Below are 19315 nucleotides of genomic sequence, written 5' to 3'. Positions count from 1 at the left end.
CTGCCCTCATATCGGCCGGCAGCAAAATACGCCGAACTGGCTCTTTTTTAAGAGTAATACAGAGAGCAGAATTTGCCGCCCGCATTCACAGGCGGCATCATATCAGGCGAGTTTAATTAATACCATGCCGACCACCAGCAGAAGCAGGCCAGCCCAGCCTTTATGATTCAACCGCTGGCCAAACAGCACCCAGCCGGCGGCAATGGTCGCCGCGATACCGAAACCGCCCCACAGCGCATAGGCCACCGACAGGTCAATTCCTTTGACCGCCTGCGAAAGCGCGCTAAAGGCGCCCAGGACCGCCGCCAGCGACATAATGCCGTAGAATTTACGTCGAAAGCCGTCGGAAAATTTCAGAAAAACGTTGGCCAAAATTTCCAGCGCAATCGCCAGCGCCAGCCAGGCGGCGTGGACCCACTCAAACTGTTGCATGCGCTTTCTCCTTGCCCGGCTTCACCGCTTTCTGCGTCCCCGATTTAATCAAGACAATCCCGGCGACCAGGGTCACCAGACCGGCGATTTTTATCGTCGACAGCGTCTCATCAAACAGCAGGACGCTGAAGATAGTGATCAGTAAAATGCCGATCCCCTCCCAGAGGGCATAGGCCACGCCGAGGGCGATTTTTTTCACCGCGAAAGCCAGAAAAATATAAGAAAGCGCGATCATGACCAGCATTAAAATAAAACCAGTATGGCCGCCGCTTACGCTTGCCCATTTCATCGACAACGTGCCGGTAATTTCAGCAACGATAGCTAAAGCTAATAAAATCCAATAAAACATGATCCCTTCTCCTGCTTGAGAATATAATCCATGGCGGCTTACAGCGAAGTAAACCGGAAAAATTCTGACGTTAAATTAGCCGTGCGCAGCGCGCCAGCTCAGGCAGAGAGAAGAAGACTAAAGCGCCGAGCGCCAGTGCTGCTCGCCGAGAAAGCGGGAGTGAGAAAGGGATACTGCAGGGTGAAAAGAAATATACATCCTGAACTGATTGTCCATAAAATTACAATTATCCGCGGTATTGCTTCTCGTCATTTGCGGATCAAAATTGTCCTCTGTAGTTATACACACGCAGATTTGTACCATAACGCCACATTTAACTCAAAGTCTTTGCAGTTCTTTACCTCTGGTATTTGATTTGGATTAGTTTTTTCCGATCGCAATCACCATTATGATATCGTTCCGGCCATTATTGATTAATTGGTCGTTTTTTTTCATTTTAGCGGACACGACGCGCTGAGACGCCGACTTTGCCAACGTCTACAATGACTCACATTAGACCCCATTTTTTCTCTCGCAGGGAGCGGTATGGCCAAACCCATCATCACGCTTAACGGCTTAAAAATAGTCATCATGCTCGGCATGCTGGTTATCATCCTGACAGGCATTCGCTTCGCGGCGGATATTATCGTTCCTTTTGTTCTGGCGATCTTTCTGGCGGTGGTGATAAACCCGCTGGTTCAGCTCATGGTGCGCTGCCGGGTGCCGCGGGTGTTGGCTATTTCGCTCCTGGTCGGCGTGATTGTCCTGCTGGCCGTTGTGCTGCTGGCCTCGCTCGGCACATCGCTTAACGAGCTTGCGCGCACCCTGCCGCAGTACCGTAATTATCTCTATGAACCGATGCAGACGGTTGCGCCCTGGCTACAGCGCTTCGGCTTTACCGTGTCGGTGGTGGAGCTGAATAAGTATATTGACCCCAACGCGGTGATGACGCTGGTGACCGGCCTGCTCACCCAGCTTTCCAACGCGATGTCCTCTATCTTCCTGCTGCTGCTGACGGTGGTCTTTATGCTGCTGGAAGTGCCGCAGCTTCCCGCGAAGCTGCAGCAGCTGATGTCGCGGCCGGTGGAGGGAATGGGCGCGATTCAGCGCGCGCTGGATAGCGTCTCCCACTACCTGGTGTTAAAAACCGCCATCAGCCTGGTGACCGGACTGGTGGTCTGGGGAATGCTGGTGCTGCTGGACGTCCGCTTTGCTTTTATGTGGGGACTGCTGGCCTTTGCGCTCAACTACATTCCCAACATTGGTTCGGTGCTCGCGGCGATCCCGCCGATCCTCCAGGTGCTGGTGTTCGGCGGTCTGTACGAAGCGCTGGTGGTCCTGGCGGGCTATCTGGTGATTAACCTGGTTTTCGGCAATATTCTTGAACCGCGCATTATGGGCCGCGGGCTGGGGCTGTCGACGCTGGTGGTCTTCCTGTCATTGATCTTCTGGGGCTGGCTGCTGGGCCCGGTGGGTATGTTACTCTCGGTACCGTTGACGATTATCGTCAAAATCGCCCTCGAACAGACGGTGGCCGGGCAGAGTATTGCCTTTCTGCTGAGTGATTTAAGTAAAAACTAACGAGATTGCTCACCGTTGCCCCGGAGGCGATGCTGGCGCATCTGTCCGGGCTACCGGCCCGCAGACGACCCTTAACCTGTAGCCCGGGCAGGCGCTTTGCGCCGCCCCCGGGAGCAGCAGAGCGTGGAGCCGCTGAACTTCCCAGGAGGCGATGCTGACGCTTCTGTCCGGGCTACCGGCCCGCAGATGCCCCTTAACCTGTAGCCCGGGCAGGCGCTTTGCGCCGCCCCCGGGAGCAGCAGAGCGTGGAGCCGCTGAACTTCCCCGGAGGCGATGCTGACGCCTCTGTCCGGGCTACCGGCCCGCAGACGCCCTTAACCTGTAGCCCGGCTAAACGCAGTGCGAGCCGGGAAGCCGCGCCAATGCCTCAACCCGGAACATCCCCTGCTCGTAGACCAGTCATTCGCAATCATTATTGATCGCCATCACATCTCTGCCCCGTCAATCATTACTCTTACGCTAACGATTTATCATCGGCCTTAATTGATGCCCGTTACGTCGCGACGCACACTTACTTCCACACCAGGACAATCAAAACGATTCGTCGAATCAGGAGGTTAATAATGAGTGCCGAACAAACGACGGGACGCGTCTGGAACCGTCGCCGTACGGAAAAACAGCGGCGACTGACCGAGGCGAAGGTCTCGGGCAAAGTGATCCCCACCGACCAGCTGGTCGCCGTTCTTGAGCAGCTGCTGGCCCCCGGCGACCGGGTGGTGCTGGAAGGCAACAACCAGAAACAGGCTGATTTCCTCTCGCGGATGCTGGCGGAAGTTAACCCGCAAAAAATTCACGACCTGCATATGATTATGCCGAGCGTCGGGCGCAGCGAACACCTGGACCTCTTCGAAAAAGGTATCGCCCGCAAGCTTGATTTCTCCTTCTCCGGCACCCAAAGCCTGCGTATTTCGCAGCTGCTGGAAGATGGCCTGCTGGAAATCGGCGCTATCCACACCTACATCGAGCTTTACTCTCGCCTGTACGTCGACCTGTCGCCAAACGTCGCGCTGATCGCCGGTTACAAAGCCGACCGCAAGGGCAACCTGTACACCGGGCCGAGCACCGAAGATACACCGGCGCTGGTGGAAGCCGCCGCGTTCCATGACGGCATCGTTATCGCGCAGGTTAACGAACTGGTCGATGACGAGTGCGATCTGCCACGCGTGGATATCCCCGGTTCGTGGATTGACTACGTGGTCGTCGCGGATAAACCGTTCTTTATCGAGCCGCTGTTTACCCGCGATCCGCGCCTGATTAAGCAGGAGCATATCCTGATGGCGATGATGGCGATTAAAGGCATCTACGCCGAGCATCAGGTGCAATCCCTGAACCACGGGATCGGCTTTAACACCGCCGCCATCGAACTGCTGCTGCCGACCTACGGCGAACAACTCGGCCTGAAGGGCAAAATCTGTAAACACTGGACGCTGAACCCGCACCCCACCCTTATTCCGGCAATTGAAAGCGGTTGGGTCGAGAGCGTGCACTGCTTCGGCGGCGAGCTGGGAATGGAAGAGTACATTCGCGCGCGTCCGGATATCTTCTTCACCGGCGCCGACGGCTCCATGCGCTCCAACCGCGCGTTCTGCCAGCTGGCGGGACAGTATGCGGTGGATATGTTTATCGGCTCGACCTTACAGGTTGACGGCTACGCCAACTCCTCGACGGTGACCCGCGGCCGCCTCTCCGGCTTCGGCGGCGCGCCGAATATGGGCCACGACCCGCACGGTCGCCGCCACGCAACGCCGGCATGGCTCAACATGATCACCGAACCGGATCCGATGCAGCGTGGTAAAAAGCTGGTCGTGCAGATGGTTGAAACCTTCCAGGCGGGCGTGAAGCCGACCTTCGTGGAAAAACTCGACGCCGTTGAGGTCGCCAAAACCTCCGGAATGCCGCTGGCGCCGGTGATGATTTACGGCGATGACGTCACCCACGTACTGACCGAAGAAGGCATCGCCTATCTCTATCGGGCGGAAAGCCTGGAAGAGCGCCGGGCAATGGTGGCGGCCGTGGCCGGGATCACCGATATCGGGCTCGGCGTTGACGCCAAACGCGTGGCCGCACTACGCCAAAGCGGCAAAGTCGTCTATCCGGAAGATATCGGTATCCGCCGCAGCGACGCCACTCGCTCTCTGCTCGCCGCCAGCAGCGTGGCCGATTTGGTGGAGTGGTCCGACGGTCTGTACAACCCACCGGCAAAATTCCGGAGCTGGTAATGAAAAAACTCTCTCCCCACGTTGCTGAAACCCGGGCCCGCTGGCTGGCCCATACCGCCAGCGCCTGCCTGGTTGACGAAGCGCGACTTAGCCCCAAACCGGGCCTGGTGGATAGCCGCGGCAACGGCGCGCATCAGGACCTGAACCTGGCCCTGATGGAGCGTTCGGCCCACAGCCTGCAGCCGACGTTTCACGCGCTGGCTCAGCAGAGCTGGCGGCGTCCGGCCGACGTTGCCCTGCGCGAAACCGTTGGCCGGCTTGGCCGCGAAGGCGAAGCGCGGATGATGCAGGCGACCGCCGGGGTCAATACCCATCGCGGCGCTATCTGGGCGTTGGGCCTGCTGGTCAGCGCGACGGCGATGCTCGGGGGGGAGGGTCAGGCACAGAGAATTACGGAAACCGCCGCCGCCCTGGCCCGTCTGCCGGACGCCTGCGCGCCAAAGGCCTTCAGTAAAGGTCTGCGCGCCAGCCGCCGCTGGCAGGTTCCGGGCGCGCGAGAAGAAGCGCAGCGCGGTTTTCCGCACATCACCACCCTGGCGCTGCCGCAGCTATTGCGCAGCCGGGCCGCGGGGGCCAGCGAGGATCAGGCCCGGCTTGACGCGCTGATGGCGATTATGACCTCGCTTAGCGATACCTGCGTGCTCTCCCGCGCCGGAATGGCGGGCCTTGAGGCGATGCGGCAAGGCGCAGGCGAAGTGCTGGCGGCAGGAGGATGTGCGACAGCCAGGGGGCGCGCCGCGCTGGCGCGTCTCGACGTGCAGATGCTGGCGCAGAACGCCTCGCCGGGTGGCGCGGCGGATCTTCTTGCCGCCACCCTGTTTCTCGACCGGGTTTCCGCTTAACGCATTCAGAGGATGTTATGGAACAGATTAAATTGTCATTCCCTGCCAGCCGCGCCCTCAGCGGCAAAGCGCTGGCAGGCGTTGTCGGCTCCGGCGATATGGAAGTGCTCTATACCGCCGGACAGAGCGATACGCTCAACGTCGAAATCACCACCTCCGTGGACAACAGCCAGGCGCGCTGGAACGCGCTTTTCGAACGACTGAGCCTGATTAACGGCCTGCCCGGCGGGCAGCTGATCATCCACGATTTCGGCGCCACGCCCGGCGTCGCGAGGATCCGTATTGAACAGGTTTTTGAGGAGGTGGCTCATGCGTAACGATCGCAGCTTTATTGAACTCCGCGCCCGTGAACGCGCCCGCACCCTGCTGGATGACGGCAGCTATCGCGAACTGCTGGATCCCTTTGACGGCATTATGTCCCCGTGGCTCGGCGCGCAGGGCATCGTCCCGCAGTCCGACGACGGTATGGTCGTCGCAAAAGGCACCATTAACGGCCAGCCGGCGGTAGTCATTGCCATCGAAGGTACCTTCCAGGGCGGCAGCATGGGCGAAGTCTCCGGCGCGAAAATGGCCGCCGCCCTTGAGCTGGCGGCGGAAGATAACCGCAACGGCATTCCTACCCAGGCGGTGCTGTGCCTGGAAACCGGCGGCGTGCGCCTGCAGGAAGCCAATCTGGGCCTTGCCGCCATCGCCGATATTCATGCCGCGATTGTCGACCTGCGCCGCTACACCCCGGTAATCGGCATTGTCGCCGGTACCGTCGGCTGCTTCGGCGGGATGTCCATCGCCGCGGCGCTGTGCAGCTACCTGATTGTCACCCGTGAAGCGCGTCTGGGCCTCAACGGACCGCAGGTTATTGAACAGGAAGCGGGGATTGAAGAGTACGACTCCCGCGACCGTCCGTTTATCTGGAGCATGACCGGCGGCGAAATTCGCTACGCCAGCGGGCTGGTGGATGCCCTGGTGGGCGATGGCATCAACGCGGTGAAAAGCGCGATGAACGAAGCCATTGCCAAAGGCGTGCCCGCCCAGCATCGCAGCGACAAATATGAAGATTTCCTGACCCGTTTGACCCATTTCGATACCCGCCAGCAGGCGGATACCGCTCAGATCAAACAGCTATTCGCCCGGGAGGAGAAATAATGAGCCAGTTCACAAATCGCGCCGCGCTGTGGCTAAACCAGCTGGCGCCGAACGCCCCACTAATGACCGGTCTGTGCCCCTCGGTGCAGGTTGCCGATGCCGATTTTAACGGTGAAACCGCCCGTTTTATCGCCGTGGTGCCGGATGCTAATAACCATTACCCCCGCGCCGCTCAGGGTGAAGTCGGCCTGCTCGAAGGCTGGACGCTGGCCAAAGTGGTCAACGAAACCATCGACGCCGATGCCAATAACGCGGTGAAGCGCCCGATTATTGCGGTTATCGATGTCCCCAGCCAGGCCTATGGCCGCCGCGAAGAAGCATTCGGTATTCATCAGGCGCTGGCCGGCGCCGCGGGCGCCTACGCCAAGGCGCGGCTTGCCGGACATCCGGTGATTGGTCTGATCGTCGGCAAAGCGATGTCCGGGGCGTTTCTGGCCCACGGCTACCAGGCCAATCGTCTGATCGCCTTTAACGACGCCGGCGTGCTGGTGCACGCGATGGGCAAGGCGTCCGCCGCGCATATCACGCTACGTACCGTTGAGGCGCTGGAGAAACTGGCGGCAACCATTCCGCCGATGGCCTATGACGTCAGCAATTACGCAACGCTCGGCCTGCTCTCCGCCCTGCTGGATATCAGCAATCCTGACGCGCCCGACGCCCGCGATCTGACGCTGGTTACCGACACCCTGCGCGACGCCATCGCTGACGCCCGCCGGGATGTCTCGCTGAAGTGCCGCCTTGGCGCGGAAAACCGCCGTAGTTCCCAACAGGTGCGCGATCGCATGCGCGCCAGCTGGTAGTCAGTCCCTAAGTAGAAGAAAACCTGCCGGAAGCGGCCGCCCGGGGCGCCATCGCGCGCCCCGGAAAGGAACCGCTTTTAGAAATTATAACAATCGTGCCAGTACTCTATTTTCATTTACAGGTGATTTATGACTTATGTGATTATTCATGCCCTCGCGCCGATTTTTGTCATCATGCTGCTGGGCTTCTGGGCCGGCAAGGCCAAAATGGTCGATAACAAAAACGTCTCTTTACTCAACATTTTCGTGATGGACTTCGCCCTGCCCGCCACGCTGTTCAGCGCCACGGTGCAAACGCCGTGGAGCGGTATTGTCGCGCAATCGCCGCTGGTGCTGGTGCTGACCGGGGCGATGTGGATTACCTATGCGGCCATCTACTTCCTCGCGACCCGCGTCTTCAAGCGCTCGCCGCAGGATGCCGCCGTGCTGACCCTGACCGTCGCGCTACCTAACTACGCCGCGCTTGGCCTGCCGATTCTGGGCAGCGTGCTCGGCGAAGGCGCCTCCACCTCCCTCTCCGTCGCCGTTTCCATCGCCTGCGGATCGGTACTGATGACGCCGTTCTGCCTGCTGATTCTGGAACGTGAAAAAGCGCTCGCCGCCGGAGAGAACAGCGGCTCGACGCTGGCAATGCTGCCGGTTTTGATGTGGCGTTCGGTGAAAAAACCGATTGTCTGGGGTCCGCTGCTGGGGGTCGTGCTTTCGGCCATCGGTATCAAAATGCCGGATCTGCTGCTGGCCTCTATCAAACCGCTGGGCCTGGCGGCGACCGCCGCCGCGCTGTTCCTGACCGGGGTGATTCTGTCGGCGCGTAAGCTGCAGCTCAATGCGCTGATTGCCACTTCCACTATTGTCAAACTGCTGGTGCAGCCGTTTATCGCCTGGGGTCTGGTGATGCTGCTGGGGCTGCACGGCTCTATCGCCATTACCGCCATTCTGATGATTGCGCTGGCGGCCGGTTTCTTTGGCGTGGTCTTCGGCAACCGCTTTGGCGTGCAGTCGCCGGATGCGGAAGCGGTGCTGCTGTTAAGCTCGGTTCTGTGTATCCTGTCGCTGCCGCTGTTTATCACCTTAACGTCAGGAATCTAACGATGTCATCAACGCCGCGTCCTCATGATTTAGTCTGGTTGAATAATGCCGCCGCACTGGAGGCGATTGAGGAGTCCTGGGTCGCACAGCACTGGCGTATTAGCCTGCCGGTGGTGGTACGACGCGACGTTGATGCTAACGCCCGCATTCCGGTGGGCGTACGGGGTATGAAGCGCGATCAGCGGGCCGCAGGCTGGGTACAGAGGGAAAATATCGTCCGTACCGTCAGCCCGGAAACCCTCGCCGATCGCCAACAGCTCCTGCGCTCGCCGTTTGTCTCCCAGCCGCCGGTGCAGGCGGCGATATCACTGACCTTACACCCCTGGCCGTGGCGCTGGGGCATTACCGGCAGCACCGGCTACGCGCTGGCCACCGAGATTCCGGTACTTCACGCCGCCAGCGATCTCGATCTGCTGATCCGCGCGCCGCAGCCGATCGCCCGCGAAGCGCTGCTCGCCTGGCAGTCCCGCGTCGCGCAGCTGCCCTGCCGGGCGGATACCCAGGTCGAAACGCCCGCAGGGGCTTTCGCGCTAAATGAGTGGCTGCGCGATGGCCGCGTCCTGCTGAAAACGTCCCGCGGCGCGCGCCTGACCGCTGCGCCGTGGAACAGGGAGGAAGCATGAAAATTCTCTTTACCTTTCCCGGTCAGGGAAACCAGCGGCCTGACATGCTCGCCGCGCTTCCCGACCGCCAGAATATCCTCGCTGAAGCGCGAACCGTGCTCGGCGATGAAGTAGACCATTTAGATACCGCCGCCGCGTTAAAACATACCCGTGCGGTTCAGCTGTGCCTGCTGATCGCAGGCACAGCCTGGGCGCGGGAGCTACAGCGTCAGGGAGTAAATCCGGACATGGTCAGCGGCCTGTCGATAGGGGCTTTCCCGGCGGCGGTGATGGCCGGCGCGCTGGATTTCACCGACGCCCTGCGGCTGGTGGCGCTGCGCGGCGATTTAATGGAGCAGGCTTATCCTCACGGCTACGGGCTGACGGCGATTATGGGCCTGACGCTCGACCGCGTGGAAAAGCTGATTGCCGACAGCGACCTCTATATTGCCAACCTGAACGCGGAAACGCAGATTGTCATTGCCGGACGCGACGACGAGATGGCCCGCGTGGCCCGGCTGGCGCTGGCGGCTGGCGCCGGAAAAGCACAGCGGCTGGCGGTCAGCGTCCCTTCACACTGCGCGCTGCTGGATGAACCGGCGGCTAAGCTGGCAAAGGCCTTCTCTGACGTTACTCTGCAGCGCCCGCGCTGCGCCTATCTGAGCGGCTCCACGGCGCGCGTTTTATGGGACCCGTTAAGCATTGCCGACGATTTGGCGCGGAATATGGCGCGAACCGTGCGCTGGCAGGAAGCGATGATCGCCGCTGACGAACGGGACGCGCGGCTGGCGATCGAGATGCCGCCCGGCGGCGTGCTGACCTGTCTCACCCGCCAGGCGGGCTGGCAGGGGGAGTGTATTGCGCTGGAGCGCAGCGGTATCGACGTTGCCCGTCACCTGGCGAACCGGCTTAACGGCTGAGGCTGCGGGCGTACATCCGCCCTTCTGCCGCCAGCGCCAGCAGGTCTGCGTCGCGCTCGCGATGGTGTGAGTAGACAATGGAGATCAGCTGGCGCATCTGATACGGCTCCGCCAGCTTCAGCAGCTGTACGTCGTTTTCATACACCTTTTTCATTCGTCCCGGCAGCAGCGCAAAGCCTACGCCCGCCTGCACCAGGCTAATCATCGAAAAGATGTCGTTAACCCGGGTGACAATTTCAGGCTCGAATCCGGCCACCTGAAAAGCGTCCTGAAATCCGGCATAGGTGGCAAACCCTTCCGCCAGCGAAACAAACTTTCGCCTGGCGTAATCGCGCAGCTCGGCGGGAGCCGTGGTATCCAACTGTTCCGTCGCCGGGGCGGCGAGAAAGATATCATCCTCAAACAGCGGGACCACATCAAAAGCCGAATTATTGAATTCACCTTCGTTAGTGGCGATCAGGATCGCATCGAGCGCGTCATCTTCCAGCATATCCAGCAGCATCTGATTGGAGCCCATGGTGAGATCCAGCTCCAGTTCCGGCCGACGCAGCTTCATGCCCATAATAATGCGCGGCACGGTTTCAAGGGTCAGGGAGTAAAGCGTGCCGATGCGCAGCCGGCCCTGCCCGACACCGGCTACTTTACGCGTCGCTTCCAGCCCGCGGGTCATCAGGCTCATGACGTCCTGACAGTACTCCAGCAGCGTCCACGCAGCCGGGAGCGGCAGCAGGTTGCGCCCTTTATGAATAAACAGCGGGCAGCCGACGCCCTCTTCCAGCGTATGCAGCGCCCGGTGGACGCTGACGCCGCTCAGCTGCATGGCCTCAGCGGTTCTGGCGATGTTCCCTTTCGCCATAAACATCATAAATACCGACAGCTTGCGGAAGGTGATGTCCTGATTAATGTCGTCTTTCATTGCCCTGGGCTCCGCTTTCGGTCTTCATTAGCATTTTCTTTCGTGATTTCAAGACAGTATAACCACAATTAACGAATGAAGGATTAGCCGGAAGGGGGATATCAGCGCGGGGGGAAGAGTAGAGCAATGTCTCGTTTTCGCCGGGGCAGCGAAGAGAGGCCAGTAGGCCCGGTGAGGCGTCAGCCGCCACCGGGCAATGTCAACGACGTGGGCTTACAGCGCCATATCGTGCTGCGGCGACGTTTCCGCCTTCGGCTCTGCCGGTTTGGCGGTCATCACCGGCGCGGTGGCGTTCATCTCAATCACCGGCGGTTTGGTCAGCTGCAGCGCCGCCGCGGTATCATCCCAAACCTGCTGGGTCAGCGCGACGTTGCCGTTCAGCTTCTGGCCGTAGCTCGGGACGATATCGTGAATACGGCGCTGCCATTCCGCTGAATGAAACTGCTCAGGGAACATCTGCTTAAGAACGTTCAGGGTAATCGGCGCGGCGGTAGAAGCCCCCGGCGAAGCGCCCAGCAGCGCGGAGAGGGTTTTCTGCTGGTCGACCACCACTTCGGTACCCAGCTTCAGTATGCCGCCCTTCTCTGCATCTTTTTTGATGATCTGCACGCGCTGACCGGCCTGAATCAGCTTCCAGTCCTCTTTACGCGCGCCAGGATAATACTCTTTCAGCGCCGCAAAACGGTCGTCGTCGCTCAGCATCACCTGGCTGATGAGGTATTTCACCAGATCGAAGTTGTCCAGACCCACGTGGGTCATCGGCAGGACGTTATCGGTGGTGGTGGTGCTCAGCAGGTCGAAGAACGAACCGTTTTTCAGGAATTTCGTTGAGAAGGTGGCGAATGGCCCAAACAGCACTACGCGCTTGCCGTCGAGGAAACGGGCATCAAGATGCGGGACCGACATCGGCGGTGCGCCTACAGAGGCCTGACCGTAAACTTTTTGCTGGTGCGCATTGGTCACCGCCGGGTTTTCGGTCATCAGGAAAGAGCCGCCAACCGGGAAACCCGCATAGTTATCCGCTTCCGGAATACCGGTTTTTTGCAGTAATTTCAGCGCGCCGCCGCCGGCGCCGATAAATACGTATTTCGCATCGATCGCCTGCTCTTCACCACTATTAACGTTTTTAATCGTCACGTGCCAGGAATTATCGGCATTGCGTTTAAAATCGGTGACTTCTGAAGAGGTCTGCAGCGTGAAGTTATTATTTTTCTTCAGGCTACCGATCAGCTGACGGGTTATTTCCCCATAGTTAACGTCGGTACCCACCGGTGTCCAGGTTGCCGCAACGCGCTGCTGCGGATCGCGCCCTTCCATCACCAGCGGCGCCCACTGTTTTATTTGCGCGTGATCGGTAGAGAATTTCATCCCCTGGAATAAGGTCGTTTGCTGCAGCGCGGCGTAGCGTTTTTGCAGATAATCAACGTTATCTCCCCAGACGAAACTCATGTGCGGCGTGGAGTTAATAAAAGAGTGCGGATCGTGCAAAATGCCGCGTTTGACCTGCGCCGTCCAGAACTGGCGGGAGATCATAAACTGTTCGTTAATATCCAGCGCTTTGCTGACGTCGATGGTGCCGTCCGGGCGCTCCGGGGTATAGTTCAGCTCCATATTCGCGGAGTGCCCGGTACCGGCGTTATTCCAGCCGTTAGAGGACTCCAGCGCGACGCCATCCAGCTTCTCAACCATCACCTGTTTCCAGTCCGGCTGTAATTCCTGCAGCCAGGTCCCCAGCGACGCGCTCATAATACCGCCGCCAATCAGCAGGAAATCGGTTTTTTTCGAGGTATCGTCATTTGCGAAGGTCGCCGAGCTGACGAACATCGCTAATGCGGTCATAGATATAATCGTATTTTTAATTGCAGGCATAATAGAAATATCACATAGCACAAGTGTAATAAGAGCGTGCATATTAACGCACTTTTACTTTATTTTAAAATATCATTTACACATCCGCACACATAGCTAATTATTGTTAACCTGGTTTTTTAACTTAAAAAAGTAAAAACCTCGCTGGCAGCAATAAATACGCTTTGCGATCGCTATTTTCAGAAGGGGAATTAAACCCGGGTAAGCGGATGAAGAGTATGGAATAACGATGCTGTGTATGGCCAGATTATTTTGCGTTATCCGGCGCGTATTGTGGAAATACGCGCCGTCGGGTTAAGTTCAGGCAACCGTCTGCGCCGCGCGTAGCGCAATCCGCAGATGATCGTTATGCTCTGCCAGCAGCTCGCGCGCCTGCCAGGCATCCAGCCCGCAGAGGAGCATGAGTATTGCCGTCCGGCAGTGCTGATTGCAGCTGGCCAGCGCGGCTTTGGCCTCGCTGCGCGAGCACCCCGTCGCCGCCATCACGATGGCTATCTGCCGCTCGGCCTCGTGCGGCGTATTGGCCTGCAGATCGACGCGCAGGTTTTCATAGACCCGTCCTTCGCGAATCGCCAGCCCGGTGGTCAGCATCGTCAGGATCTGCCGCTGCGCGATGCGCGCTTTCGGATTCCCGAACCCCGCCACCGCTTCCGGCCCGGTTTGCGGGGCGATAATGATATCCGCGAGCTGCGCGGCTTCACTGGTGGCCTGTTGCGTCAGAACCGCAATCGGCGCCCCCAGCGACCAGGCGTGGCGCATCGCGCCCCAGACCCACGGCGTTTTGCCGCTGACCGTCAGCGCCAGCAGCATATCCTGGTTGCTGAATCGAAGAGCCTCAAGTTCGAAAGCCCCAAGATCGTAATGACTCGCGGCGGTTTCCATCTCCTGCCGCGCGGCGGTCGCTCCTCCGGCGATAAGGGCGACCAGCGAATGTTTTCCCTCCGGGGTAAATTCATTCACCGCCTGCGCGGCGGCTTGACCCGATGCCCCGGCCCCCACAATCACCAGCCGCCCTCCCCGGCTGAGCGTCGCCGTCGCGTTATCCATCAGGCGCGCGATCGCCGGCAAACAGGCTTCAACGGCATCGGCAATCCGCTTATCATCCTTATGCAGCAGCGTCAGCATATCGAGGGTGGCAAGACTATCAATATGGGTGGTTTCAGGGTGGCGTCGTTCCATCATTGAAGCGGTTGGCTTACTGCTCATAAAAACCTCCATTTAAACGCGAAAGAACCTTCCGGGACGAAAGCGCTGGCCTGAGGCAAACCCTTTCATTGACCATGGCTATTAATGGCAGTGTAAGGCTTAAGCGACGCGCTTTACCGCCACCGGAGTCACAGTTTTCATCCCCCTGAAGCCATTCAGCCGCCGATTGGTCGTTATCCAACCAGCGGCGCGTTCGGCGCGACGAGGTTGCGAGACGAGGCCAATGCGCTATTAGCGCAACGTCAGCCCGCCATCCACGACATACTGGCTACCGCTCACGAAAGACGCCGCGTCGGAAAGCAGAAACAGCGCCACATCAGCCGCTTCAGCCGCCGTCCCCTGACGGTGAAGCGCCAGGCGGCTGACAACCGAGGCTTCAAACTCCCGGCGCACCTCATCGCGCATAAAATGACGAAAATCGGTATCGATCGGACCGGGAACCAGGGCGTTAACGCGAATATTTTTTTCGCCTAACGCCGATGCCCAGCAGCGGGTTAACGAAATCAGCGCGCCTTTTGTCGCCGAATAGAGACTCGCCGCCGCGGCCCCCTCATAAGCGGAGGTGGATGCCGTCACCACTACCGAGGCTCCCGCATTAAGCTTTCCGGCGAGCGCCGCCATCTGGAGAACCGGCCCGCGCACGTTGGTCGCCATCATGCGATCAAAGGCCGCGGCATCCACCTGCGACAGCTCTCCAACCGCTGCGTATCCGGCATTGAGCCAGAGGCCATCAAGCCCGCCGGATGAATCGATCGCCTCGGCCAGCGACGCGCCGGTGAGCGGATCGCTGGCATCATTGGCAATGACCCGCGCCCGATCCGAGAGCTGCCGGCGTAGCAGCGCCAGCCGCCTGGGATCGCGCCCGGTGGCTATCACCCAACCGCCTTCGCTATCGATACGCTGTGCTCCGGCAAGCCCGATTCCGCTTGTCGCACCGGTGATAAGAACTCTTTTTGCGCTAAATCTCGCCATCGTCGTTTCCCCTGTCCGTTAAATGATATTCATCAGGATGGTAACCAGCGGGAGACTGTTTGATAATATACCTATTATCAACAAGACTGTTTGGGGAAATCGCCATAATGCGGGGAAGTGATTTTGCGGAATTAAAAGCCTTCGCGATGGTCGTTGAGCAAGGCAGTTTTACCCGGGCGGCGGCGCATCTCGGCGTCACGACCTCCACCTTAAGCGCAACCATCCGTCGTCTCGAGGAGCGCATCGGCGTACGTTTATTACACCGGACCACGCGCAGCGTCGCGCCGAGCGAGGCCGGCAAGCGCATGATGCAGCGGCTGGCTCCCGCGCTGGCGGCGCTGGAAGACGCGGTTACCGATGCCCGGACGGCCAGCGCGCCCGCGGGCCGCCTGCGCCTCAATGTGTCGCGCATCGCCGCGATTCATTATCTGGCCCCGCTGCTGGGCGGATTTATGCAACGCTATCCCAACATTGAGCTGGATATTGTTACCGACGATGCTTTAGTCGATATCGTTTCTGCCGGTTTTGACGCCGGAATTCGTCTCGGTGAAAAGCTCCATCAGGATATGGTTGCCGTCAGGCTGAGCGGCGACCTTGAAATGAAAGTCGTCGCCTCGCCGCACTACCTGGCGCAAGCGCCGCAGCCGCGAAAGCCGCAGGATTTGCTGCAGCACCCCTGTCTGACTTACCGCAGGCCCAGCGACGGCAGCGTTTATCGTTGGGAGTTTCAGCGCGACGGCGAACGCTACGAGATTGCGGTCAAAGGGCCGATCGTCGTCGATGAACCGGCCATGCTGACGCCGTTAGCCCTCAAGGGCACAGGCCTTGCCTATCAGTTTGCCCATCAGGTCGATCCCTGGCTGGAGACAGGCCAGCTAGTCCAGCTATTGAAAGAGTGGACCCCGGCTTTTCCCGGGTTTTACGTTTACTACCCCAGCCGTAAGCAGATGGCATCGCCGCTGCGGGCGTTTATAGACTATCTGCTGGCCGTCGGCGGCAAATCGCGTCCGCCAGAATTGCCGTCTGGCTGATTTTGCTTTTATTACGCGGCTTTATGAAAACCGCGCATTCAGCGATAATACGCCTCTATCCGTTTTCTCCTGGGGTCGGTATGAATGAATTCGCGCAGCAGCCCGCGCGTAAACGCGCAATGAGCATGAAGCTGAGCACCGCCGTGACCTTAATGATCGGCAGCGTCATCGGTTCAGTACTGATTCTGGTCTATGCCCTGTGGTTTATGCAGATTAGCGGCGCCACCCGCGACGGCGTGAAAGATACGGCGCTGGCGGTGGCGCGGACGCTGGCCGACACCCCTGAAGTCAAGCGCGGCCTGACGCTGCCGCCGGACAGCGGCATTATTCAGCCGCTGGCGCTGGCCGTCACCCGGCGCAATGGCCTGCTGTTTGCCGTCGTCACCAATATGGACGGCATTCGCTACTCGCATCCCAATAGCCAGATTATCGGCAAACCTTTTATCGGCGATGACATCCGGCCCACGCTGGCGGGCAAAGAGAACGTTGCCGTCAACCACGGCGTGCTGGCTCCGGCGCTGCGCGTCTTCACCCCGGTGTTTGACGATAGCCGCCGGCAAATCGGCGTGGTGGCGATTGGCATTTCGCTGAGCAAAGTTGATACGCAGATCGCCGCCAGCCGCTGGGATGTGATTCTGACCGTGCTGTTCAGCGCGCTCGTGTGCGCCGTCGGTACATGGAGCCTGGTTCGCGGCCTGAAGCGCGTCCTGCTGGGTCTTGAGCCGCAGGAGATCTCAACGCAGTTCCAGCAGCGCCAGGCGATGCTGCATTCATTAAAAGAGGGGGTCGTGGCGGTGGACACAGACGGCAAGGTGACGCTGATTAACCCTGCCGCGCGCGACATTCTGTTTAACGGCCCCGGGAACGATATCGCGCAAACGCCGCTGCTGGCGGATTTGCAGGAAGTGCTGCAAACCGGCGAGCCGATTTACGATCGGGAGCTGGGCTGTAACGGTCTGCTGCTGATCAGCAACACGGTCCCCGTCCGCGACGAGGATGACGTGGTCGGCGCCATCAGCACCTTCCGTGACAAAACCGAAGTCAGCCAGCTGCTGCAGCGTCTTGACGGGATGGTGAACTATGTGGACGCCCTGCGCACCACATCGCATGAATTTATGAATAAGCTACACGTGATCCTCGGCCTGTTGAATATGAAAAGCTACGATAAGCTGGAAGAGTACGTGCTGCAGACCGCCCATACCTATCAGGCGGATATCGGCGAAATCCAGCACCGGATTAAATCACCAGTAGTGGCAGGCTTTTTGATCGGCAAAATTCAGCGCGCTAAGGAGCGGGGTTTTACCCTCACTCTCGCCGAAGAGAGCCTGGTGCCGGACTGCCCGAATGAAAAACAGGTCACCGTACTGGTTACGGTGCTGGGTAATTTAATCGAAAACGCGCTGGATGCCATGAGCGGCCAGGCCGAAGGCGAAGTCGGCCTGCTGCTGCATTATCAGAACGGCTGGTTAAGCGGCGAAGTCAGCGATGATGGTCCCGGTATTCCGGAAGCGTTTATCGATGATATTTTTAATAAAGGCTTCTCCACCAAAGGCGAAAACCGCGGCGTCGGGCTGTTTCTCGCCAGCCAGCAGCTTCGCGAACTGGGCGGATCGCTGGCCGTGGAATCCGAACCCGGCGTATTTACTCAATTTTTTGTTCATCTCCCGTGGGACAGTAAAAGGAAAAGTGCGTGATAAATGTATTAATTGTTGACGATGATGCCATGGTTGCCGAACTGAACCGCCTGTACGTGGGACGGGTCAGCGGCTTCCACTGCAGCGGCACGGCGTCTACGTTGAGTAAAGCCAGGGAGATGATTAACGATAAGGATCTGGAGATAGATCTGGTGCTGCTGGATGTCTATATGCAGCAGGATAGCGGTCTGGATCTGCTGCCCGCCATTCGCGCGTCCGGACGGGCCATCGACGTGATTATGATTACTTCCGCCGCGGATGCCGCGACGGTTCAGGCCTCGATGCGCTACGGCGTGGTGGACTATCTGATCAAACCCTTCCAGTTTCCACGGTTTGAAGAGGCGCTCACCGCCTGGCGCGAAAAGCGTAAGCTGATGACCGGTCAACCCTATTATGAACAAGCGGATGTCGACCGGCTGCTGCACGGTGGCGTACCGGAAGCCGCTGACGCCCGCAAGTTGCCGAAAGGCCTGACGCCCCAGACGCTGCGCACCCTCTGTCAGTGGATTGATGCCCATCCGGACGTGGAGTTCTCCACCGACGAGCTGGCGGCAGCGGTAAATATATCCCGGGTTTCGTGTCGCAAATACCTGATTTGGCTGGCGCAAATTAATATTTTGTACACCAGTATCCACTACGGCGCCACGGGACGTCCGGTGTACCGCTACCACCTGATAGCGGAGCAGTACGGCCTGCTTAAGCAGTACAGCCAGTAAGCCGGTAGCCGTCATCCAGCAGTTGAAAGCGGAAACGGCGCTGTGAAGAGAGGATAACGTCGCGATTTTTAGTGACGAAAATCGCTTCGATATCCTCGCGCTGGCGCAGCGCCGCGCAGCCTTTCTCTACGCCAAGACCGTAGATCAGGGTGGTCCAGATATCGCCGTCCAGCGAGTCGGCGGAAATAATCGTTACGCTCTCCAGCTCGTTATCCAGCGGGTAGCCGCTGCGCGGGTCGAGAATATGGTGCCAGCGTTTGCCGTCCTGCTCGAAGTAGCGTTCGTAAATGCCCGAGGTCACCACCGATTGTCCCGCCACCGCAATGCTGCCAATCAGCGCATCCGCCGCTGAATACGGTTTTTTCAACCCGATAGACCATTCGCCCAGCGTGTGGACGTTGCCGCCGAGATTAATCAACGCGGCATTCACGCCCTGCTGCCGCAAATAGTCGCGCACCCGGTCGGCGATATAGCCTTTCGCGATGGCCCCAAGATCGATCTCCATTCCCGTCCGCGCAAGGTAGACGCTGCCGGCGGCGTCATCGAGGATTACATCCTGCGGACGCGTTAACGTCAGGCGAGCGGCAATATCCTGCGCGGCGGGCACGCTCTGGCCCTGAAAACCAACGCGCCACAGCTTCACCAGCGGACCGATCGCCAGGTTAAACGCGCTGTCCCGCACCATGCTGGCGGCTTTGGCGCATTTAATCAGCGCATACACCGGGCGGCTCACCGTCACCGGATGCCGCCCGGCGGCATGGTTGATATCCATCACCTGGGAGTGCGCGCGGTTAACGGTGAAAAGATCTTCATAGCCTTTAATCAGCTGAAAGACGCGGGAAGCAAGCGGTTCATCGTGAACGTAGAGCTTGAGGAGAATGGGCGAACCCATCAGTACGGCGGAGTAGCTGTAGACGCGGTTGTCGGACATATCGCCCTCCTCAGAGAGATAAGA

General features: G+C 59.2%; 19 protein-coding genes. 12 read left to right on the top strand and 7 right to left on the bottom strand.

Annotated elements, in window-relative coordinates; all coding sequences use genetic code 11:
* Positions 1-102: 102 nt before the first annotated feature.
* Both mdtI and mdtJ read right to left on the bottom strand, forming a co-directional pair.
* Positions 103-432, bottom strand: coding sequence for a multidrug/spermidine efflux SMR transporter subunit MdtI (gene mdtI, locus HMPREF1144_RS28245; protein WP_004851284.1), 330 nt, complete (start codon positions 430-432; stop codon positions 103-105).
* A complete protein-coding gene (gene mdtJ, locus HMPREF1144_RS28240) occupies positions 419-781 on the bottom strand; it encodes a multidrug/spermidine efflux SMR transporter subunit MdtJ (RefSeq protein ID WP_004851286.1) in 363 nt (120 codons plus the stop codon). Before mdtJ ends, mdtI begins: the two co-directional genes overlap by 14 nt.
* A gap of 525 nt (positions 782-1306) precedes the next feature.
* On the opposite strand from mdtJ, the gene HMPREF1144_RS28235 reads away from it, so the two are divergent.
* The 9 genes from HMPREF1144_RS28235 to mdcH all read left to right on the top strand — a co-directional run bounded on the left by HMPREF1144_RS28235 (position 1307) and on the right by mdcH (position 9956).
* Entirely contained in the window at positions 1307-2341 is a 1035-nt protein-coding gene (locus HMPREF1144_RS28235) for an AI-2E family transporter (RefSeq protein WP_004119683.1), read from the top strand.
* A 563-nt stretch (positions 2342-2904) separates the two neighbouring features.
* Entirely contained in the window at positions 2905-4560 is a 1656-nt protein-coding gene (mdcA, locus tag HMPREF1144_RS28230; protein WP_009654794.1) for a malonate decarboxylase subunit alpha, read from the top strand.
* Positions 4560-5402: a triphosphoribosyl-dephospho-CoA synthase gene (locus HMPREF1144_RS28225; RefSeq protein ID WP_009654685.1), complete on the top strand. Its 843-nt coding sequence runs from the start codon at positions 4560-4562 to the stop codon at positions 5400-5402. The genes mdcA and HMPREF1144_RS28225 overlap by 1 nt, the downstream gene beginning before the upstream one ends.
* Positions 5403-5419: 17 nt before the next feature.
* Positions 5420-5719, top strand: a complete 300-nt coding sequence (mdcC, locus tag HMPREF1144_RS28220) for a malonate decarboxylase acyl carrier protein (RefSeq protein ID WP_004851298.1) — start codon at positions 5420-5422, stop codon at positions 5717-5719.
* Positions 5712-6545 carry a biotin-independent malonate decarboxylase subunit beta gene (locus HMPREF1144_RS28215; protein WP_004851300.1) on the top strand — a complete coding sequence of 278 codons (834 nt, stop codon included), beginning with the start codon at positions 5712-5714 and terminating at the stop codon, positions 6543-6545. Before mdcC ends, HMPREF1144_RS28215 begins: the two co-directional genes overlap by 8 nt.
* The gene (gene mdcE, locus HMPREF1144_RS28210) at positions 6545-7345 is read left to right on the top strand and encodes a biotin-independent malonate decarboxylase subunit gamma (protein WP_009654713.1); all 801 of its coding nucleotides are present in this window, start codon (positions 6545-6547) and stop codon (positions 7343-7345) included. Before HMPREF1144_RS28215 ends, mdcE begins: the two co-directional genes overlap by 1 nt.
* A gap of 129 nt (positions 7346-7474) precedes the next feature.
* Positions 7475-8434, top strand: coding sequence for an AEC family transporter (locus HMPREF1144_RS28205; RefSeq protein ID WP_004851304.1), 960 nt, complete (start codon positions 7475-7477; stop codon positions 8432-8434).
* Between the two features lie 2 nt (positions 8435-8436).
* The gene (locus HMPREF1144_RS28200) at positions 8437-9057 is read left to right on the top strand and encodes a malonate decarboxylase holo-ACP synthase (protein WP_004851306.1); all 621 of its coding nucleotides are present in this window, start codon (positions 8437-8439) and stop codon (positions 9055-9057) included.
* Complete coding sequence (gene mdcH / locus HMPREF1144_RS28195) at positions 9054-9956, top strand: malonate decarboxylase subunit epsilon (protein WP_004851308.1); 903 nt, start codon at positions 9054-9056, stop codon at positions 9954-9956. The genes HMPREF1144_RS28200 and mdcH overlap by 4 nt, the downstream gene beginning before the upstream one ends.
* Here the strand turns inward: mdcH and HMPREF1144_RS28190 are convergent.
* The 4 genes from HMPREF1144_RS28190 to HMPREF1144_RS28175 form a co-directional block, all read right to left on the bottom strand.
* Entirely contained in the window at positions 9946-10872 is a 927-nt protein-coding gene (locus tag HMPREF1144_RS28190) for a LysR substrate-binding domain-containing protein (protein WP_004135593.1), read from the bottom strand. The two genes, mdcH and HMPREF1144_RS28190, sit on opposite strands and share 11 nt — an antisense overlap.
* A gap of 213 nt (positions 10873-11085) precedes the next feature.
* Positions 11086-12741 (bottom strand): malate dehydrogenase (quinone), encoded by a 1656-nt coding sequence (mqo, locus tag HMPREF1144_RS28185; protein ID WP_009654732.1) that lies wholly within the window; start codon positions 12739-12741, stop codon positions 11086-11088.
* Positions 12742-13041: 300 nt separating this feature from the next.
* A complete protein-coding gene (locus tag HMPREF1144_RS28180; protein ID WP_009654768.1) occupies positions 13042-13947 on the bottom strand; it encodes an N-acetylmuramic acid 6-phosphate etherase in 906 nt (301 codons plus the stop codon).
* 231 nt (positions 13948-14178) lie between these two features.
* Positions 14179-14919 (bottom strand): SDR family oxidoreductase, encoded by a 741-nt coding sequence (locus HMPREF1144_RS28175; RefSeq protein ID WP_009654733.1) that lies wholly within the window; start codon positions 14917-14919, stop codon positions 14179-14181.
* A gap of 107 nt (positions 14920-15026) precedes the next feature.
* Here HMPREF1144_RS28175 and HMPREF1144_RS28170 point away from each other — a divergent pair, with 107 nt between their 5' ends.
* The 3 genes from HMPREF1144_RS28170 to dcuR all read left to right on the top strand — a co-directional run bounded on the left by HMPREF1144_RS28170 (position 15027) and on the right by dcuR (position 18360).
* Positions 15027-15950: a LysR family transcriptional regulator gene (locus tag HMPREF1144_RS28170; protein WP_004851316.1), complete on the top strand. Its 924-nt coding sequence runs from the start codon at positions 15027-15029 to the stop codon at positions 15948-15950.
* An 80-nt stretch (positions 15951-16030) separates the two neighbouring features.
* Positions 16031-17644, top strand: coding sequence for a sensor histidine kinase (locus HMPREF1144_RS28165; protein ID WP_004851318.1), 1614 nt, complete (start codon positions 16031-16033; stop codon positions 17642-17644).
* Positions 17641-18360: a two-component system response regulator DcuR gene (gene dcuR, locus HMPREF1144_RS28160; RefSeq protein WP_009654714.1), complete on the top strand. Its 720-nt coding sequence runs from the start codon at positions 17641-17643 to the stop codon at positions 18358-18360. Before HMPREF1144_RS28165 ends, dcuR begins: the two co-directional genes overlap by 4 nt.
* On the opposite strand, the gene HMPREF1144_RS28155 is transcribed toward dcuR, so the two are convergent.
* Positions 18341-19291, bottom strand: a complete 951-nt coding sequence (locus HMPREF1144_RS28155) for an FAD:protein FMN transferase (RefSeq protein ID WP_009654764.1) — start codon at positions 19289-19291, stop codon at positions 18341-18343. The two genes, dcuR and HMPREF1144_RS28155, sit on opposite strands and share 20 nt — an antisense overlap.
* Positions 19292-19315 lie beyond the last annotated feature (24 nt).

Origin of the sequence: Klebsiella sp. OBRC7, from assembly GCF_000293135.1 — a bacterium.
Lineage (GTDB): Bacteria > Pseudomonadota > Gammaproteobacteria > Enterobacterales > Enterobacteriaceae > Klebsiella > Klebsiella michiganensis.
Note: the sequence above shows the minus strand (reverse complement) of the source record. Positions and strands in the feature narration are given on the sequence as shown.

Bases quoted from the DNA above. Each gene is read 5' to 3' on its own strand.
- mdtI (WP_004851284.1), bottom strand. From the start codon at position 432: ATGCAACAGTTTGAGTGGGTCCACGCCGCCTGGCTGGCGCTGGCGATT.
- mdtJ (WP_004851286.1), bottom strand. From the start codon at position 781: ATGTTTTATTGGATTTTATTAGCTTTAGCTATCGTTGCTGAAATTACC.
- HMPREF1144_RS28235 (WP_004119683.1), top strand. From the start codon at position 1,307: ATGGCCAAACCCATCATCACGCTTAACGGCTTAAAAATAGTCATCATG.
- mdcA (WP_009654794.1), top strand. From the start codon at position 2,905: ATGAGTGCCGAACAAACGACGGGACGCGTCTGGAACCGTCGCCGTACG.
- HMPREF1144_RS28225 (WP_009654685.1), top strand. From the start codon at position 4,560: ATGAAAAAACTCTCTCCCCACGTTGCTGAAACCCGGGCCCGCTGGCTG.
- mdcC (WP_004851298.1), top strand. From the start codon at position 5,420: ATGGAACAGATTAAATTGTCATTCCCTGCCAGCCGCGCCCTCAGCGGC.
- HMPREF1144_RS28215 (WP_004851300.1), top strand. From the start codon at position 5,712: ATGCGTAACGATCGCAGCTTTATTGAACTCCGCGCCCGTGAACGCGCC.
- mdcE (WP_009654713.1), top strand. From the start codon at position 6,545: ATGAGCCAGTTCACAAATCGCGCCGCGCTGTGGCTAAACCAGCTGGCG.
- HMPREF1144_RS28205 (WP_004851304.1), top strand. From the start codon at position 7,475: ATGACTTATGTGATTATTCATGCCCTCGCGCCGATTTTTGTCATCATG.
- HMPREF1144_RS28200 (WP_004851306.1), top strand. From the start codon at position 8,437: ATGTCATCAACGCCGCGTCCTCATGATTTAGTCTGGTTGAATAATGCC.
- mdcH (WP_004851308.1), top strand. From the start codon at position 9,054: ATGAAAATTCTCTTTACCTTTCCCGGTCAGGGAAACCAGCGGCCTGAC.
- HMPREF1144_RS28190 (WP_004135593.1), bottom strand. From the start codon at position 10,872: ATGAAAGACGACATTAATCAGGACATCACCTTCCGCAAGCTGTCGGTA.
- mqo (WP_009654732.1), bottom strand. From the start codon at position 12,741: ATGCCTGCAATTAAAAATACGATTATATCTATGACCGCATTAGCGATG.
- HMPREF1144_RS28180 (WP_009654768.1), bottom strand. From the start codon at position 13,947: ATGAGCAGTAAGCCAACCGCTTCAATGATGGAACGACGCCACCCTGAA.
- HMPREF1144_RS28175 (WP_009654733.1), bottom strand. From the start codon at position 14,919: ATGGCGAGATTTAGCGCAAAAAGAGTTCTTATCACCGGTGCGACAAGC.
- HMPREF1144_RS28170 (WP_004851316.1), top strand. From the start codon at position 15,027: ATGCGGGGAAGTGATTTTGCGGAATTAAAAGCCTTCGCGATGGTCGTT.
- HMPREF1144_RS28165 (WP_004851318.1), top strand. From the start codon at position 16,031: ATGAATGAATTCGCGCAGCAGCCCGCGCGTAAACGCGCAATGAGCATG.
- HMPREF1144_RS28155 (WP_009654764.1), bottom strand. From the start codon at position 19,291: ATGTCCGACAACCGCGTCTACAGCTACTCCGCCGTACTGATGGGTTCG.